Here is a 16937-nt window from a genome sequence, read left to right as displayed (position 1 = left end):
CATGCAACAGATTATCCAGACTACCCTGTTGATCATCGGCGGCGGCCCTGGCGGCTATGTAGCAGCCATCCGCGCCGGGCAACTGGGCATTCCTACCGTACTGGTGGAAGGCCAGGCACTGGGCGGCACCTGCCTGAACATCGGCTGCATCCCGTCCAAGGCGCTGATCCACGTGGCCGAGCAGTTTCACCAAGCCTCGCGCTTTACCGAACCCTCGCCGCTGGGCATCAGCGTGGCTTCGCCGCGCCTGGACATCGGCCAGAGCGTCACCTGGAAGGACGGCATTGTCGACCGTCTGACCACCGGTGTTGCCGCCTTGCTGAAAAAGCACGGGGTGAAAGTGGTGCATGGCTGGGCCAAGGTACTGGACGGCAAGCAGGTCGAGGTCGATGGCCAGCGTATCCAGTGCGAGCATCTGTTGCTGGCGACCGGTTCCACCAGTGTCGAACTGCCGATGCTGCCGCTGGGTGGCCCGGTGATTTCCTCGACCGAAGCCCTGGCGCCGAAAGCCCTGCCGCAACACCTGGTGGTGGTCGGCGGTGGCTATATCGGCCTGGAGCTGGGCATTGCCTATCGCAAGCTGGGTGCACAGGTGAGTGTGGTGGAAGCGCGCGAACGCATCCTGCCGACCTACGACAGCGAATTGACCGCCCCGGTGGCCGAGTCGCTGAAGAAACTGGGCATCGCGTTGCACCTGGGCCACAGCGTCGAGGGCTACGAAAATGGCTGCCTGCTGGCCAGCGACGGCAAGGGTGGGCAACTGCGTCTTGAAGCCGATCAGGTACTGGTGGCCGTGGGCCGCCGGCCACGCACCAAGGGCTTCAACCTGGAATGCCTGGACCTGAAGATGAACGGCACCGCCATTGCCATCGACGAGCGCTGTCATACCAGCATGCACAACGTCTGGGCCATTGGCGACGTCGCTGGCGAACCGATGCTGGCGCACCGGGCCATGGCCCAAGGCGAGATGGTCGCCGAAATCATCGCCGGCAAGGCCCGACGCTTCGAGCCGGCAGCGATTGCCGCCGTGTGCTTTACCGACCCGGAAGTGGTGGTGGTCGGCAAGACCCCGGAACAAGCCAGCCAGCAGGGCCTGGACTGCATCGTCGCGCAGTTCCCGTTTGCCGCCAATGGCCGGGCCATGAGCCTGGAGTCGAAAAGCGGTTTCGTGCGGGTGGTGGCGCGCCGTGACAACCACCTGATCGTGGGTTGGCAGGCGGTTGGCGTGGCGGTCTCCGAGCTGTCCACCGCGTTTGCCCAATCGCTGGAGATGGGCGCGTGCCTGGAAGATGTGGCCGGCACCATTCATGCCCACCCCACGTTGGGTGAAGCGGTGCAAGAAGCCGCCCTGCGCGCGTTGGGCCACGCCTTGCATATCTGACACTGAAGCGGCCGAGGCCGATTTGGCCCGCTGCGCCGAGAGGCGCTGCGGGTCTTTTTTCATTCAGGCCATCCAAGCCTTCAGAAAACTGCACGCTCTTTAAGGGGCTAGTGTGGTGTTTTGCAAATACGGCCAATAAACCGCGAGCGTTTTTTGCGCTCAGGCAAGGCGTCGCGACGAGGCGTAGCCCAGCAACGGCGAGGAGCGACAACGCCGCATGAGCGCAAAAAGCGCCGCGAGTTATGGTCGTTATTTGTGAAACACCACACTAGCTACTCGGCAATTGCATTCTTGCCTGTACCCTTGGCCCTGTAGAGCGCCTTGTCGGCACGCGCCAGCAGCGCGTGCGGGTCCTCCCCTTCCAGCCATTGCACCACGCCATAACTCATGGTCAGCCGGCAATCACCCACCGGCTCCACCTGCTCCAGCACCTGGCGCAAGCGCGCCGCCACATCCAGCGCCTCCCCCAACGCGGTCTGCGGCAGCACGATGACGAACTCGTCGCCGCCCCAGCGCGCCAGCAGGTCCAGTTCGCGCAAGCAGGTGCGCAGGCTTTCGGCCACCCGAACCAGCGCCGCATCGCCACGGGCGTGACCGTAGCGGTCATTGATCGGTTTGAAATCATCCATGTCCATGGCGATCAGCGACAACGGCTGGCGGAAGCGCTGGGCGCGCTGGCACTCCCGCTGCAACGCGCTCTCCAGCCGGTAACGGTTGGCAACACGGGTCAACGCATCGCGTTCGGCCAATTCACGGTTTTCGTCCAGTTGCCGCTGCAACTGCTGATTCACCCAGGACAACTCACGGGTGCGTTCGGCCACCTGAAATTCCAGCGACTGGTTCTTCTGTTCCAGTTGTGTCACCAAGCGCTTGCCAGCGTCGATATTGCGATGCGCACCCAGCATGCGTGCCACGGAACCGTCCTCGTTATGCGCGATGACGTAGCCGCTGTCTTCGATCCAGATGTAGCTGCCGTCCTGACAACGGCAACGGTATTCAATGCGGTAGCGCTCGTTGCGCTGATTGATATAGGCCTCGAAATGGGCCATTACCCGGGGGTAGTCTTCGGGATGGATCACGCTTTCCCAGGTAAATACCGAGTTGGCCATGGAGTGACTGGCATAACCCAGCATGCTGTACCAGCCCGGGTTGCGATAAACGTAACCGGTATTGGCATTCCAGTCCCAGATGCCATCGCTGATCAAGTCGAACAAGGTGTGCAATTGCTGTTCACTGAAGCCGGCAGGTACCGGCCGGGTTTCTTGACTCATGGACGCTCTCCCTGATGCCCAGCAACTGCGCTCCGATCAAGGGGCTGCCGACAGTGGTGTTGATTGCCGCGAGCGGCAAGATGATGCCTATCACGGGCAAGCATATGCCCACCCGTGTGCAACCGAAATAGCGCCAACGCCCTGATTTCGACCGGCACAGCGCTGGCATGGCTTTTGCGCTGGGTACCTGCCAACGAGATTTCCAAGGAGGAAACATGATAATCGCCGCTAACGGCGTGAGCTGGCAGCCCACGCTCCATCAGCCTCGGTCCACCAGCGATGAGCAGGCAGTGGCCCAGATTGCGCCTGTCCGCACGCCAATATCCACCGCCAACACGGCGAGCCAACAGCAGAATGGAGGCAGCACCGCTCAGCAAAATGCAGAGGATGCTCGTGCAGAAGCCTTTGCCAAATTCAAGGTGATGCTGCAAAACCTGAGTTCTGCGACCACCGAGCCGGTCATCGGAGAACCTCTGCCGCCCAAGACTGCCCGGCAGGAATTTCACGACTTCATGTCCAAGTCGCCCGGCGAGATGATCAAGGAAAAACTGCTGCGTGAAATAGGCTTGACCGAAGAAGAGTACGACGCCCTGCCGCCCGAAATGAAAGCAAAGGTCGACGAGTTGATCGCCCAGCGCATGAAAGAAGACATCAAGCGCAAGATCGAGGAGAAAGCGCAAGAGCAGATCGCCAAAGCGGACGGCGGCCTGGATGAAGAGCAACAAGCGGCAAGCCCGATATGAAGCAGTGGAAGCGGCCGGTAAGGAGAGCGCCGCAGTTCGTCCAAGGCGCTTCAGCCTGACCGGTGTCCGGTGGCGTCGATGGTCAGGTGGTGCATGGCTTCGTCAACTGCACCGCTACCGGCGCCATCACCGGTCTCAGGAAAAATCGGCAGGATGTTGTGCAGAGAATTCGTTTGAGATCCTTGGCCTTATTGTCCAGGGTGGCAGGCTGGTAGCTATTTGCCACGCGTGGACGCAGGCGCATGACGATGCCTGCGTAGGGGAACGATGTCGGATCCCCCCTAAAATAAGAGAGGACAAGGAAATGCAATCACACGGTTTGAAGCAAAGCCTCAAGCAGCGGCATATCACCATGATCGCGCTGGGTGGGGTGATCGGTGCAGGGCTGTTCATGGGCTCGGGCTCACTGATCGCATCGGCAGGGCCCGCGGCCATACTGTCGTATTTCATTGGTGGCCTGGTGGTCACCCTGGTCATGTTCATGCTGGGCGAAATGGCCTGCCGCAACCCGGATGCAGGGTCGTTCTCGACCTACGCCAACACCTACCTCGGGGACTGGGCAGGGTTTACGGTCGGCTGGCTGTACTGGTTCAAGTCGATGATGACCATCACCCTGGAAGCGGTACTGCTGGGCGCCATCCTGCATGACTTCCTACCCTGGCTGCCGATCTGGGCAGGTGCCTTCCTGATGCTGGTGACACTCATGGCCAGCAACGCCTACTCGGTGCGTTCGTTTGCCGAAGTCGAGTATTGGCTGGCCGCGATGAAGGTCGCCACCATCCTCATCTTCATGGTGCTGGGCGTCTCGATCCTGCTCGGCCTGCACAGTGAGATTCCCGCCCCCGGCCTGATCAACCTCACCGCCCATGACGGCTTCATGCCCAACGGCCTGTCACCGGTGATGGCCGGCGTTATCGTGGTGATTTTCTCCCTGGGCGGCAGCGAAATTGCCGCTGTGGCCGCGGGTGAGTCAGAGAACCCGCGACAGAACGTGATCCGCGCGATCAAGAGCGTGATCCTGCGGGTGATGCTGTTCTACGTAGGCTCTGTGTCGATCCTGATCCTTTGCCTGCCCTGGACCGACAAGGCCAACCTGGCCTCGCCCTATGTTTCGCTGTTCAGCCTGGCCGGGTTCGGTGGTGCTGCAGTGGCCATGAAACTGGTGCTGTTCGTCTCGTTCATGTCGGTGATGAACTCGTTCATGTTCTCCAACTCGCGCATGCTGTTCTCGCTGAGCCAGCGCGGTCACGCGCCCAAGCTGTTCTCACGCACCAGTGCCAAGGGCGTACCGATCAATGCACTGCTGCTGAGCCTGTCGATCTGCACGATGATCCTGACCGTACACTTTGTCAGTGGCGGCGACCTGTTCATGACCTTGGCCAAGAGTACCGGCAGCCTGGTCATGGTCGTATGGATCTTCATCATCATCGCCCACGTGGCGATGCGCAGGAAAACCCGCCACGAAGCGGTCGCCCCAAACGCCTTCCGTGCCTGGCTGTTCCCCTACACCAATATCATTGCGCTGTTCGCCTTGCTGGCAGTCATCGGCACCCAGGCGTTCGACCCGGCATCGCGTTTCCAATTCTGGTTCACGGTGCTGACGGTACTGCTGGTGGTGGCGGGGTACTTCCTGATGCGTCAGCGGCTGGCCCCAAGCGCGGCGTTATGCCACGAACGTGATGCATGACAGCGCTGGCCAAGCGCAGGTGCTGTCAACAGCAGCACGACGGCGACAAAGGCGACGGAGACAATAATAGGAATGACAAGAATGGCGTCCCAGGCTGGAATTGAACCATTATCCGGGGTGGTACCCTATCTAGCGCCATTCATCCCACTCTAGCTTGTTGATTTTTAGAAATAATTCCTGCGTCTAGCCTCACACCTGAACATGAGGCTAGACGCCTGTTGAAGCTACAAACAGCCCCTGAGGCACCGGAAACTGGAGCAATCATCTATTGGGGAGTGTGAACGCATTCCTCACAGCCTTCGCAATGGTTCGGCTCATGAACATCGCAAGGCAATTGTATGGCGTCATCGGAAACGCCCTGCTAGGTTGGAGCCCCCCTCTGAAATGCCATTGCACGTTGCCCTCATGCGTTTAACATCCCGCTGAACGCAAGACTCAACCTGAACTATCGACATTGCATTACGAACTTTCGGACGAGACCAGGGTTGTGGCTTCGGATCTCTTCATTAAGCCCTAGGGCTGGGGCTGCCACGCCCAAACGCCTGATGCTCGATCGTGTGCTCCCAGTTCTCTGCCAGGAAACTGCGTGGCGAGACATGCCAGCGCACGTCGACTTGGGATCAACGGTTTCTGGGGCTGGGGAAGTCAGGGGGCATTCGATCGGATGCTCAAACCCTGCACCTCAAACGGAATGAGGAAGGCTTGATCTATTTGCAAACCCGGATAGATGGACTCGACCGCAGTGTCTGCAATTCAATCCTCTTCTGACGCCGGAAAAAATAGGGCCTGAGGAGCCTGCCGCTGAAGTAAGAATCGGAGGATTCATGACACGTTTCCACAAACTCGCAAAACGCTATACAGCTATGATCTCGCTCGCCTGTCCTATGCGGTGTTTACGACATCTCTTTCATACATGGCCTAGGGAAACTCCGAACAAGTTGCCTTGAACGCGCAGTGAGCGACGTTTTGACGCCGCCCAACCAATTTTTCAGTCCTCAGTCGGCTTAAAACCAGGGCTTTGCCCTAGCTCTTTGCGCGCTACAGGCGCAGCTCTCCTGCAGTGGCCAATAATTGCCGGCGCACCATCCACAGATTCGACAGCGCAAATAGCGTGGTCAGTTGCGCCGTGTTTTTGGCCAAGCCACGAAAGCGAGTCTTTACATAGCCGAACTGGCGTTTGATCAGCCAGAACGGGTGCTCCACTTTCGCACGTACTTGCGCCCTGGCCTTTTCGATCTTGCGCTTGGCTTTGTAGAGCACGCTGCGTTTGTTCAAGTGTTTGTAGGTGCTAAGGCGGGCAGCGACCTGCCAGATCACCTGCCGTCCCTCGTGTTCTGGTCGCTTTTCCACGCCTGTATAGCCCGCATCCGCACACACGACATTCTCTTCGCCATGCAATAGTTGAGCGACCTCTGTCACGTTAGCTACGTTCGCTGCAGTGCCGTGAACGTGATGCACCAGGCCCGACTCCGCCTCGGCACCGATATGCGCCTTCATGCCAAAGAAGTACTGGCCACCCTTCTTCGTTTGATGCATTTCAGGATCGCGCTTGCCTTCCTTGTTCTTGGTCGAACTGGGTGCGTGGATGATGGTGGCATCGACAATGTTGCCCTGGCGCAACGACTGGCCCTTGTCTCGCAGATAATTGTTGATGGTTTCCAGAATGCCCGACGCCAGCTGATGCTTCTCCAGCAGGTGCCGGAAATTCATGATCGTCGTATCTTCGGGAATCGGCGCGCTGAGCGTCAGTCGAGCAAAGTGGCGTATCGAAGTGATTTCGTACAGTGCTTCTTCCATGGCCGGATCGCTCAGCGAAAACCAGTTTTGCAGTAAGTGGATACGCAGCATGGTTTCCAGTGGCTACAGCTTGCGGCCACCGCCAGCCTTTGGGTAATGCGGTTCGATCAATGCAAGCAAAACTCTCCACGGTACGACTTGCTCCATCTCGGCCAGAAAACGCTCACGGCGGGTTTGCTTGCGCTTACCGGCGTACTCGAAATCGGAAAAGCTCATCTGACTCATGGGATGACGGGCTTGTAGAGGGCAGTTGGACGGAGGGCTATTTCAGCACAGGTCAGATGGCCTGTGCTGACTTGATCGGAGAATCCATAGCAGCGAGCCACCGCACCCGCATCATTTCCGCCGCCTGAGCGAAAAAGCAGCTTTCACAGAGATGAAGCTCATATTCTTCCCCGCTGTGACATGACAGCCTGCACCAAAACACATGCATCGCCCCGTATTGAATCTTGCCTTCGCCATCTCGCGTAGGCATACCGCAGCCCTCGCATACCACATAGGGTTGACTAAGACGGCACTACTCAAGGCTCCCATGGCGCCATAAATCACCTCAGCCCGCTATACCCGATCGCTATAAGAAACATATTCTTACAATCAATGTTATATAGCAAACACTTGCGATTCTGACGTAACCTCTGTCAGACGTACGATGGAGGTACAACTGTGAATCATAAAACCAATCCTCCATTATGTGAGCCAACAAGAGATAGCAGGCAAGGAAAGCTTGATATGCAGCATGTGCTTAGATCCAACCCTCTCGGCGACATAACTGCCGAGAACGACAACAAAATGTTAAACGGCGCTTTTGTTGCTACAGGTGATTTTCGTACTCTGATCGAATCGGATGATCGGACAGTTGTGGTAGGTCGAAGAGGAACAGGCAAGAGTGCTTTATTTTTGCAACTAAAGAAGCACTGGGAGCGAGACAAACAGATTGTAGTTCTTAGCTTCGCTCCAGAGGACAGCGAAATTATCGGATTTCGGTCTCTTATGAAGCCTTTCTCAGAATCTTTTAACCTATCCCGTGCAGCTACAAGGCTTCTATGGCGTTACTCTCTATTAATGGAAATGGCATCTTACATTGCGAGCAACTATAAAACGTCAAGTCTCGTCGACAAAGACAACGAACTAAGAGCACACATAGACCGATGGAACTCTGTTAAAGGTAGCTTTCTTACGAAGTGCCGCAAAATCGCAAAAGAATTCTTAACTGCTAATTCATGCGAAGAAGCTGTCGGCGACTTATCTGGCAATTTAGAACTTGAATCCGTTGAAGAAAAGGTCATCGATCTCTTAGGCAAAGCCAAGAAACGTATCGTCATACTTATGGATCGCCTTGACGAAGGATATGAGCCAGATGCGGTCGGAATAGGAATAATTGCTGGGCTGGCGTACGCAGCAATTGAACTCAACAAAAAATCCGATCAAATTCGCCCCATTGTCTTTTTAAGAGACAACATTTATCGGGCTTTAGCCAAAGAAGACCCAGATTATTCGCGCAATATTGAAGGCCAAGTTATACGCCTCCACTGGGATTGGGCGCAGCTGCTAATGCTGGCGACTGGCAGGTTAAAAATATCCTTCAATCTCAATATTGAGAAGGATCAACGAGTATGGGATAGGTGTACAGCGGGTGAACTTCAAGGAAGAGAAGGATTCAAAAAGTGCCTCCAATTCACTTTGTACAGACCGAGAGACTTGTTGTCGCTTCTCAATGAGGCGTTCTTTTGCGCTGCCCGCCAGAACCGGGACACCGCAATCATCTCGGATCTAGAGTATGCTGCCCAATCCATATCACTAGCTAGACTAGAAGATCTCTGGAAGGAATATCAAAAAATATTCCCTGCCATACAAAGCGCAACGTCTTGCTTTAAAGATGGTGAGCCTGAATTATCAGCAAGTCATGCCTTACTCACCTTAAGCTCTGCCTTCGAACAGCTTGAAGATTCGGGCGAGCATGCTGCACTAGCTGAAGCACGTATTTTACAGCCCAGCGGAGTCCTTCAGTCACTATATAGTGTAGGCTTCATTGGCGTGCATGACAGCAACTCATCCTCATATTCCTTCTGCCATGACGGTCGAACTCCAGACAAGGGATTTTCAGACCAAGATAAGATTTTGATACACCCATGCTACTGGTTAGGGTTGAACTTGAGTAAGAATGCCCTCACCGAGGGAGAGGCTGAGGAAATCAATGATGAGTACGATATCACGGTTCAGTCCTCGACCCCTGAAATCCGCAGCACGAAAATCGGGCAAGTTATATCCCAACTTGACAAGATTCCTAGTGGCCGAGAAGGTGACAGGGCATTTGAAGCATGGTGCCTGGAAAGTCTACGGATTGTATTCGCTGCACACCTCATAAACTTGCAACTTCATCCGAATGGGGCTGCCGTCCAGCGAAGAGATATAGTAGGAACAAACAATGAGAGCTCTGATTTTTGGCGACGCGTTTACTCAGACTACAAGTGCAGACAAGTAGTATTCGACGCAAAAAATTACGGCGAGCTTGGCCCCGACGAATATCGCCAGCTTCAATCATACCTAACCGGTAGCTATGGCAAGCTTGGCTTCATAATTAATAGAGACCTAGATGAGAACCTTCACAACGGGAAAGACCTTGATTGGGTCAAAGAAATCTTCCACGGGCATCAATCTTTGATCATAAAACTCCCAGCAAAGTACCTTTGCAAACTACTGCTAAAGCTTCGAAACCCCGAAAAACATGATGCCGTGGACAAACAAATGAACTCCCTACTGGACACCTACGAACGAAACTACCTTTCAATAAAAAGTTCAAACTCACGATCCAAAAAGAAAAAGACTAGCAGCTCTATCTCTGCCTAAAGGAAGACTGGGCTGTGGCTTATAATCACGGCCCCTCAAAACCTCATAAATTCGATGCTTTCTCAGGTCATTCTCTAACGATGCTATCGGTAAGCGCCAGGCCGCATGCTGGAAGCGACTAGTAGACGACATCCACAGCAGCACCACTGAGCAAGATTTTCGCGAAACCGGAGGCAAAGCGGAAGGCTATATTCTTGGCCTTGTGGATGCAGTGTAGTGGTCAACTCATCCCGGACACGGTTTTGAGTTTTTCTTCAGCTTTCGCCGGAGCCAGTCCATTGTTGAAGTGATGGGGTCGGATCCAGTTGTAGTGGCCCATCAGGTACTGGCTAATGTCTCGTTGAGCTTGCTGCCCGGTCAGGTAGCCAGTGGTCGGTATCCACTCTGATTTCAATCTACGAAATACTCGCTCCATCGGCGCATTATCCCAGCAGCTGCCTCGGCGGCACATGCGGTAGCGCCACAGTCTCTGGCGGAACTGACGACAGGTGGCGGACGCTTCATGAGACCTCTTTAATAACTAAGTTTATATGCGAAGGTGATGAGGACCTTTCGACCAGATTCACCGACTACCAAAGCGTTCTGCAATTGAAAAGGGCGATCCATTATAATGCGAATAATGATCTCCAGCTCGAGGCGATCACGCCTCAACAGATAGAGCGATTTGAACTTGAGCAAAACAGATGCTTGAGGTAAAAGCCTGCTTTTGCAAAAACTTTCGACTGGGCAAACAAAGCCTTGGGAAAGCTTGAAAAACACAAATCGGAAATCAAACTTAACGAAACTTAGGATTTTGTTGGGCTTGGCTATCTGAGGAATCACTTTGGGTTTGCCCACCAGTATGTACATACTGGAATCGATAGTATTGGTTTCAAACTAGGAACCTCGATATCAGGAGAAGATCTGTTACTGACTGGACCATCAAACGAAAGATTGTTGGAACCAATGCAGTGCACCCTGCCTATCGCTAATTAACGCCACAACTGCGCTTATCTTAGCACTTCCAGATGAAGAGACACCTGTAAATACCAAGTTTCTTTGGCTGTGGCATGAGAGTTTGAAAGAAGTATTTAAAGCATCGGAGACACTACAAGCGAAAGGAGACTGTTTAATGAAAAAAGCAGTAAGCGATGAAACAGATTAAATTCTTAATCACGTCCTTGAACGGCGAAAGTCTCAATTCAATTGAAGCCTGAAACGCCGATCCAACCTGTGAGGATCAAGCAGAATTTATTGGCGGTGGTGTCACCCCGTGAGCGTGCACCGCCATTCGCGGTTAATCTCAGGCACTTGGCCGGGGAAGTCGTACAGGAGCTGTAGCAGGTTCCCCTTTCCAACCCAATCCATGTCGCGGCGCCGCTAGGCTTTTGACGAGCTAGTGCAGGCCGTCTACCGAGAAAATGATAGTCTTCAAGTCGTCAATTGAAACTGAGAGTCAGTTGTTTTCTGCAGCCGCGCGATATCTACCAAGCCAACGCAGCGCGTACGAAACAAAAAATGTGGTGATAATAAGAGCTGACGTGATGGTCAATGTAGAAATGAGCCTGCCCTGACCAGGGGTCACTATTACGCTATCGAAAAATAGTTTATTCCCTATAGTGGCCACAACCATCGCTGCTGCAACACCCGACAGGGCGGTGGTTGCGACAGATAACCAACTCATTTTGCCCAGCCTCTCGCTGTACTGGGTTAATGCACCTTCATTTTTGGCAATCTCCCCAATCATACCTAGTTTATTTAGATCCTCTTCAACTTGTTGCCTGTGTTCTACGGGAACGACGGCGAGCACCTCTGTGATGATCTCAGAACTATCGAACCTCATACGCTCCCAGGTTAAAGGCTCCAGCTCAGTTCTTACATCGCTGATAAGTTCTTCGATTTTAGTTGAATAGTTCGATTTCTGGGGGATGTCAAGATGTCGGCTTCTTTGAAGCCGTAGGGAAACATCCTGGAGCAGTGTGATAGGTGTACACGAGGAGCTGAGTGAAACTTTGTGAAACCGCTCAGCGGCTTGAATGAGGTTGTCGATCAAGGTGCGCGACAGGTCTTGTTTATTGATGACATAGCTTTCAACCACATCGAGTAGATCTGAGGTGGCGTGCTTAGTCCTCTCAGAAGCAGCTGAAGCCGAGTCTTTCTGTTGAAGCCGATAAAAAACATAAGCTACAAGTACACCAATGAGGATGGATGCAATTGATAGCCAATTGTTACTGATGAAATCACTCACTGCTTGCTCCATGCATGCTTACAGGGCTGAAAGGCGTATGCGGCTATCTGGCTGACTAGCGCCTCTCACGCTCCATGAGGGGGCAGCCGGGAGGCGAACCCGCAACGTGGCAGAGCCCCGACCTGCGCGATAGCGCCTAGATGGGGGGAATCACGGGGGTACTGGTGGAATTTTGCCAATAACACCACACGGTTTTCAAGGCGCGGGCTCAAATCTTGACATCCCCAAGAAGGTTTATGAGCAGCGCCGGGAGCGTCAGGCGCAGGACATTGAGAAAGCGAAGGCTCAGGGCAGATCCCAAGGGCTTCCTGTAGACGCCGGCCTGCACAAGCGTGTGAAGAAATTGCTGGCGACCGGCATGGGTGTCCGAGCGACGGCACGCTAACTGCTCCACCACGACCCTGCTGCAGATACGAGATTCGTCTACATTACCAATTATTGAACGGTATGGCTGAAGAGGTCACGATGTCGGCGTCATACCCATATTTCCCCACTAAGATCTCCGCAGCCTTGACGGCTCGCCGCAGGTTTGGGTTTGGTCCTACTATCACTTTCTTGAGTGCCGCAGGCTTAGCCTTGAGCATATCCAACGAGATGAAAGGTATGACATATGACGGCCCTGGTCGGAAGCAGACCTCCTGTGTCGGCTTACTGGCGATTATTCGCCGCCTCCTCGTGAAATCCTTCGTGCTTGAACAATGAGGCAAGGCCCAACAGCAGTTCGCAAGCTCTTTCAATTACTACGTCCGCTTCAGGTTTGAGCTCGCCGTCGAGCCGGCGTTGTAGCTCGAACATCGACTCGACCTTTTCCTTGGGTGGGAGGGAGTGAAACACATCCTCGGTGTAAGGGATCGACGGAAACGCGTCTCTAGCAGCTGAGATTATTCTCGCTACGGCACCTAGCTGGTCGTCATGCTTGAAGAGAGATTTCTCCAGCCTAATACCCTGCTCCTCGCAGTATTCCGCCAATAGCGCTTGATCAAAACCAATGCAGTAGCCACTTCCACCAGGACAGTACCCCCGCCACTGGCTCAACAAATCCGGCCTTTCACTGAACGATGAAACGTACAGATCTTCCCCCCGCATCTGATCCACGCTGCGGTAGAGAGCGGCACCAAAATGCGCCCAGTAATCGTCATCGTAGGCACCGCTGGCCATCGCCTGCGCAAAGAAGTGCGTGAACGAATTAAGTAGGGTCGTTTAGGAAATGCGTATTGGTTGCACAGGCAGCCTTGCTGGAGAGAAATCCGAGCAATCCATGCTGGCTGGTGTAGTGATAGAGAATGCTCTACTGCATTCATCCTGCACCCGCAGAAGTAAACCGAGCCCTCTGCAGAGCACCTAAAGCACTGAAATATATGGCGTCCCAGGCAGGAATTGAACCTGCAACCTTCCCCTTAGGAGGGGGATGCTCTATCCAATTGAGCTACTGAGACGCTACGACCGGCAGCGAGCGCTGCACAGCGGGATGGCCAGCATGTTAACCAGCATGCTGGCGTTTGTCATGCCTCAACTGGGCTTTTTCGCGTAATCCTTTTCTGCGGCTGCTATCCCCGCGGTAGCACGCCCTGATGGCGAAGCAGCGAAACGAATGCGGCGACCGCCGCCTCCAGTGTGGAAGAATTATCCAGCACATGCACCGACGGGTCGGCTGCAGCTTGCAAGCGTGCGCTGCGCACCAGGCGCTGCTCCACTTCTTCTGCAGTTTCCCGGCCCCGGGCCAGCAAGCGCTGGCGCAGCACCTCAGGCTTGACCTTGACCAACACGGCCAACAAATCCGGGTAGCGCTGACGGGCTTCTGGCAGATAAGCCCGCGAGCCATTCACCAGCACTGCCCTCCCCGCCGCCAACCACTGGTCCACCTGCCGGGGTATGCCATAGTCAAGGCCATTGGCCCGCCAGTGCATGGCAAACGCACCCTGCGCACGCAAGGTCTCAAACTGCTCAGGCGTGACCCCTTGGGCAGCTTCGCCTTTGGCTTCGGCCGAACGGGTGATGACCCGGCGGGCAATTTCTACCCCGGCGAGGGCCAGTTGCTCACGCGAAGCGTCGATCAGGGAGTCTTTCCCGGAACCCGACGGCCCCACCAGAAATATCAACCGGCCCGTCCCTGATCGGCGGTCGCTTGCGTCATGTTGCATAGCCACTATGCTCTATGGAGAGAACCGGCGCATTCTAGGGCTTTTCTGGGCATTTTTCTGCGTTTTACCGATTATTGACGGCAAAAGACTGACGGCCAGGCTAGCCAGAGCATGTAAAACTTTTCAAACCAGTGCTCATTTCTGATAATTGGTACTGGCATAAAGCCTTTATCCGGCTCACTATTTGTCACATAATTGACGCCAAGCAAACGGCGACCATGAGGCAAGATGAGCATCCATTTTTCACTGGCGGTTGAACATTTTGTCGTCGCCACGGTCGTACTTCCATCCCGTGCGGCCAATTTGAGAACCGCTTCCCCTGAACCAAACTCTGGTCAATTTATATGCGCCCAATGAAACAGGCTATTTATTCGAGCCGCACCGCTGACAAGTTCGTCGTCCGCCTGCCAGACGGAATGCGTGAGCGCATTGCCGAGGTAGCACGCAACCACCACCGCAGCATGAACTCCGAGATCATTGCACGCCTGGAACAGAGCCTTATCCAGGAAGGTGCGCTGGGTGACGAACTGAGCATGCGCCTGGACAGCCCCGAGCTGTCCCTGCATGAGCGCGAGTTGCTGCAGCGTTTCCGCCAACTGTCCCACCGCCAGCAGAACGCCTTGGTCGCCCTCATCGCTCACGATGTGGAAATGGCCGCAGACGCTTCCTGAGGCCTGCAGCGAACACAAAAAAGCCAGCGTAAGCTGGCTTTTTTGTGGATGACTGATTGGCAGCAAAGGCATTTCCCTGCGGGACGTTCCCACAGGGAGGATCGGCTTACAACAGGAACAGCGTCGCCAGCCCAAGGAAGATGAAGAAACCACCGCTGTCGGTCACAGCAGTGATCATCACGCTCGCCCCCATCGCAGGGTCGCGCCCCAGGCGAGCCAATGTCATCGGGATCAGCACGCCCATCAGCGCTGCCAACAACAAGTTCAAGGTCATCGCTGCGGTCATCACCACCCCCAGCGACCAGCTGCCATACAGCCAGAAAGCCACCGCACCAATCACGCCGCCCCAAACCAGGCCGTTGATCAGCGACACCGCCAACTCCTTGCGCATCAAGCGGCTGGTATTGCCTGGCGACACTTGGTCCAGGGCCATGGCGCGGACGATCATGGTGATGGTCTGGTTACCAGAGTTGCCACCAATACCCGCAACGATCGGCATCAACGCAGCCAACGCCACCAGCTTTTCAATCGAACCTTCGAACAACCCGATCACTCGCGAAGCAACGAACGCGGTAATCAGATTGATGGCCAGCCACGCCCAACGGTTGCGGAACGAACGCCAGACCGAGGCGAAAATATCTTCCTCTTCACGCAGACCCGCCATGTTGAGGACTTCGCTCTCGCTTTCCTCACGGATCAGGTCAACCATTTCGTCGATGGTCAGACGGCCGATCAGGCGTTCGCTCTTGTCCACCACCGGGGCGGATACCAGGTCATAACGCTCGAAAGCCTGCGCTGCATCGTAGGCATCTTCCTCGGGCTGGAAGGAGACAGGGTCGGTCGCCATGACCTCCGCCACCTTCTTCTCCGGGTCGTTGACCAGCAGGCGCTTGATCGGCAATACCCCCTTGAGGATGCCGTCGTAATCGACCACGAACAATTTGTCGGTGTGGTTCGGCAATTCTTTCAGGCGGCGCAGGTAGCGCAGCACCACTTCCAGGCTGACATCTTCGCGGATGGTGACCATCTCGAAGTCCATCAGCGCACCGACCTGCTCCTCGTCGTAGCTCAGCGCCGAACGCACTCGCTCGCGTTGCTGGGCATCGAGGGTTTCCATCAGCTCGTGAACAACGTCACGCGGCAGCTCTGGGGCGAGGTCGGCCAGTTCGTCGGCGTCCATCTCCTTGGCGGCAGCCAGCAGCTCGTGATCGTCCATGTCGGCGATCAGCGATTGGCGAACCGAATCGGAAACTTCCAGCAGGATGTCGCCATCGCGCTCCGAGCGCACCAGCTGCCAGACCGTCAGGCGATCTTCCAGGGGCAAGGCTTCGAGGATGTAGGCGATGTCGGCGGGGTGCAGGTCATCGAGCTTGCGCTGCAGCTCGACGAGGTTCTGGCGGTGGACCAGGTTTTCCACCAGGTCATTGTGCGCGCCTTCCTGGCGATGGGTCAGGTCTTCGACCATGCGCTGACGCTGCAGCAGTTCAACCACCTGGGCCAGGCGATCCTGCAGGCTTTCTTGCGCTTTTTTAACTTCTACTTCGGTCATAGGCGAACTCCACTCCCAGCAGCGGAGCACGCCGAGGGAATCAATCGGTCAGATCTTTCTGTATGAATCGTGTTAGCGAGTAACTACTGGGTAAGTCCATGGTGGTTTTCCACAAGCCCCGGCGGGGCTGACGGGCGCAATCATACACTGCTAAAGCTGTCAGATCGCTTAAATTTTTGGCCAGAACAATCGTTTGCGTGATAAAGCTGGGACAACGCTCGAAGCTATCAGTGCGACGGTTGTTGTGGATGAGAAAGCACATTTGATTTTTGAGGCCGCTCAGCGGCTCAAGACTACACCGCAATCATTACAGAAGAGCGTAGATCGACAGGCTCAAGAATTCATTGGCGCACAAACAAAAAGCCCGCTCTATTGAGCGGGCTTTTTGATGGGGTATGGCGGACTCAGCAGGATTCGAACCTGCGACCGCTCGGTTCGTAGCCGAGTACTCTATCCAGCTGAGCTATGAGTCCGTGATGGTAGTTTTAGACCAGGTTACCACTGGTTGACTGAAATGGCTTTGCAAGCAGAACCACTTCAAGAAAGTGGCGGACTCAGCAGGATTCGAACCTGCGACCGCTCGGTTCGTAGCCGAGTACTCTATCCAGCTGAGCTATGAGTCC

13 protein-coding genes, 3 tRNA genes and 3 pseudogenes are annotated in these 16937 nt (G+C 55.0%); 8 read left to right on the top strand and 11 right to left on the bottom strand.

All coding sequences use genetic code 11. From position 1 onward, the window contains the following. The first annotated feature begins 1 nt into the window (after nt 1). Nucleotides 2–1381, top strand: coding sequence for a dihydrolipoyl dehydrogenase (gene lpdA, locus AC3WLP_RS11235; RefSeq protein ID WP_014755760.1), 1380 nt, complete (start codon nt 2–4; stop codon nt 1379–1381). A gap of 272 nt (nt 1382–1653) precedes the next feature. Here the strand turns inward: lpdA and AC3WLP_RS11230 are convergent, their stop codons facing one another. After that, entirely contained in the window at nt 1654–2652 is a 999-nt protein-coding gene (locus tag AC3WLP_RS11230; RefSeq protein ID WP_014755759.1) for a sensor domain-containing diguanylate cyclase, read from the bottom strand. 215 nt (nt 2653–2867) lie between these two features. Here AC3WLP_RS11230 and AC3WLP_RS11225 point away from each other — a divergent pair, with 215 nt between their 5' ends. Together AC3WLP_RS11225 and AC3WLP_RS11220 are read left to right on the top strand one after the other, a co-directional pair. After that, nucleotides 2868–3395, top strand: coding sequence for a hypothetical protein (locus AC3WLP_RS11225; RefSeq protein ID WP_012051585.1), 528 nt, complete (start codon nt 2868–2870; stop codon nt 3393–3395). A gap of 304 nt (nt 3396–3699) precedes the next feature. Further along, nucleotides 3700–5082, top strand: a complete 1383-nt coding sequence (locus tag AC3WLP_RS11220) for an amino acid permease (protein ID WP_012051584.1) — start codon at nt 3700–3702, stop codon at nt 5080–5082. 1038 nt (nt 5083–6120) lie between these two features. Here the strand turns inward: AC3WLP_RS11220 and AC3WLP_RS11215 are convergent. Beyond that, nucleotides 6121–7104 (bottom strand): annotated as a pseudogene (locus AC3WLP_RS11215) (IS5 family transposase). Between the two features lie 438 nt (nt 7105–7542). Between AC3WLP_RS11215 and AC3WLP_RS11210 the strand changes: the two are divergent. After that, entirely contained in the window at nt 7543–9726 is a 2184-nt protein-coding gene (locus tag AC3WLP_RS11210) for a P-loop ATPase, Sll1717 family (protein WP_256596059.1), read from the top strand. Between the two features lie 220 nt (nt 9727–9946). On the opposite strand, the pseudogene AC3WLP_RS11205 reads toward AC3WLP_RS11210, so the two are convergent. Beyond that, nucleotides 9947–10210, bottom strand: a pseudogene (locus tag AC3WLP_RS11205) (integrase core domain-containing protein); the annotation flags it as partial. Between AC3WLP_RS11205 and AC3WLP_RS11200 the strand changes: the two are divergent. After that, nucleotides 10111–10422: a DUF5677 domain-containing protein gene (locus AC3WLP_RS11200; RefSeq protein ID WP_219732826.1), complete on the top strand. Its 312-nt coding sequence runs from the start codon at nt 10111–10113 to the stop codon at nt 10420–10422. The pseudogene AC3WLP_RS11205 and the gene AC3WLP_RS11200 overlap by 100 nt on opposite strands. A gap of 739 nt (nt 10423–11161) precedes the next feature. Here AC3WLP_RS11200 and AC3WLP_RS11195 read toward each other — a convergent pair. Continuing rightward, nucleotides 11162–11953 (bottom strand): hypothetical protein, encoded by a 792-nt coding sequence (locus AC3WLP_RS11195; protein WP_088513390.1) that lies wholly within the window; start codon nt 11951–11953, stop codon nt 11162–11164. 220 nt (nt 11954–12173) lie between these two features. Between AC3WLP_RS11195 and AC3WLP_RS11190 the strand changes: the two are divergent. Beyond that, nucleotides 12174–12408, top strand: a pseudogene (locus AC3WLP_RS11190) (recombinase family protein); the annotation flags it as partial. Between the two features lie 193 nt (nt 12409–12601). Here AC3WLP_RS11190 and AC3WLP_RS11185 read toward each other — a convergent pair. From AC3WLP_RS11185 to AC3WLP_RS11170, 4 genes are all read right to left on the bottom strand, one after another. After that, nucleotides 12602–13111: a DUF2971 domain-containing protein gene (locus AC3WLP_RS11185; protein WP_088513391.1), complete on the bottom strand. Its 510-nt coding sequence runs from the start codon at nt 13109–13111 to the stop codon at nt 12602–12604. A 201-nt stretch (nt 13112–13312) separates the two neighbouring features. Then, nucleotides 13313–13389, bottom strand: a tRNA-Arg gene (locus tag AC3WLP_RS11180). 111 nt (nt 13390–13500) lie between these two features. Next, nucleotides 13501–14094 (bottom strand): phosphonate metabolism protein/1,5-bisphosphokinase (PRPP-forming) PhnN, encoded by a 594-nt coding sequence (phnN, locus tag AC3WLP_RS11175; protein ID WP_012051583.1) that lies wholly within the window; start codon nt 14092–14094, stop codon nt 13501–13503. Between the two features lie 71 nt (nt 14095–14165). Further along, nucleotides 14166–14369 (bottom strand): hypothetical protein, encoded by a 204-nt coding sequence (locus AC3WLP_RS11170; RefSeq protein WP_014755754.1) that lies wholly within the window; start codon nt 14367–14369, stop codon nt 14166–14168. A gap of 69 nt (nt 14370–14438) precedes the next feature. On the opposite strand from AC3WLP_RS11170, the gene AC3WLP_RS11165 reads away from it, so the two are divergent. Beyond that, entirely contained in the window at nt 14439–14765 is a 327-nt protein-coding gene (locus AC3WLP_RS11165) for an Arc family DNA-binding protein (RefSeq protein WP_003254499.1), read from the top strand. Nucleotides 14766–14871: 106 nt separating this feature from the next. Here the strand turns inward: AC3WLP_RS11165 and mgtE are convergent, their stop codons facing one another. Continuing rightward, complete coding sequence (gene mgtE, locus AC3WLP_RS11160; RefSeq protein ID WP_003254500.1) at nt 14872–16314, bottom strand: magnesium transporter; 1443 nt, start codon at nt 16312–16314, stop codon at nt 14872–14874. A gap of 193 nt (nt 16315–16507) precedes the next feature. Between mgtE and AC3WLP_RS11155 the strand changes: the two genes are divergently transcribed. Continuing rightward, a complete protein-coding gene (locus tag AC3WLP_RS11155) occupies nt 16508–16690 on the top strand; it encodes a hypothetical protein (RefSeq protein ID WP_127644222.1) in 183 nt (60 codons plus the stop codon). A gap of 20 nt (nt 16691–16710) precedes the next feature. Here AC3WLP_RS11155 and AC3WLP_RS11150 read toward each other — a convergent pair. Both AC3WLP_RS11150 and AC3WLP_RS11145 read right to left on the bottom strand, forming a co-directional pair. Then, nucleotides 16711–16787: transfer RNA gene (locus AC3WLP_RS11150), tRNA-Arg, on the bottom strand. A 73-nt stretch (nt 16788–16860) separates the two neighbouring features. After that, a tRNA-Arg gene (locus tag AC3WLP_RS11145) sits at nt 16861–16937 on the bottom strand.

It is taken from the genome of Pseudomonas sp. FW305-E2, from assembly GCF_058782925.1.
The sequence above is the reverse complement of the archived record's forward strand: the minus strand, read 5'-3'. Positions and strand labels throughout refer to the sequence as shown.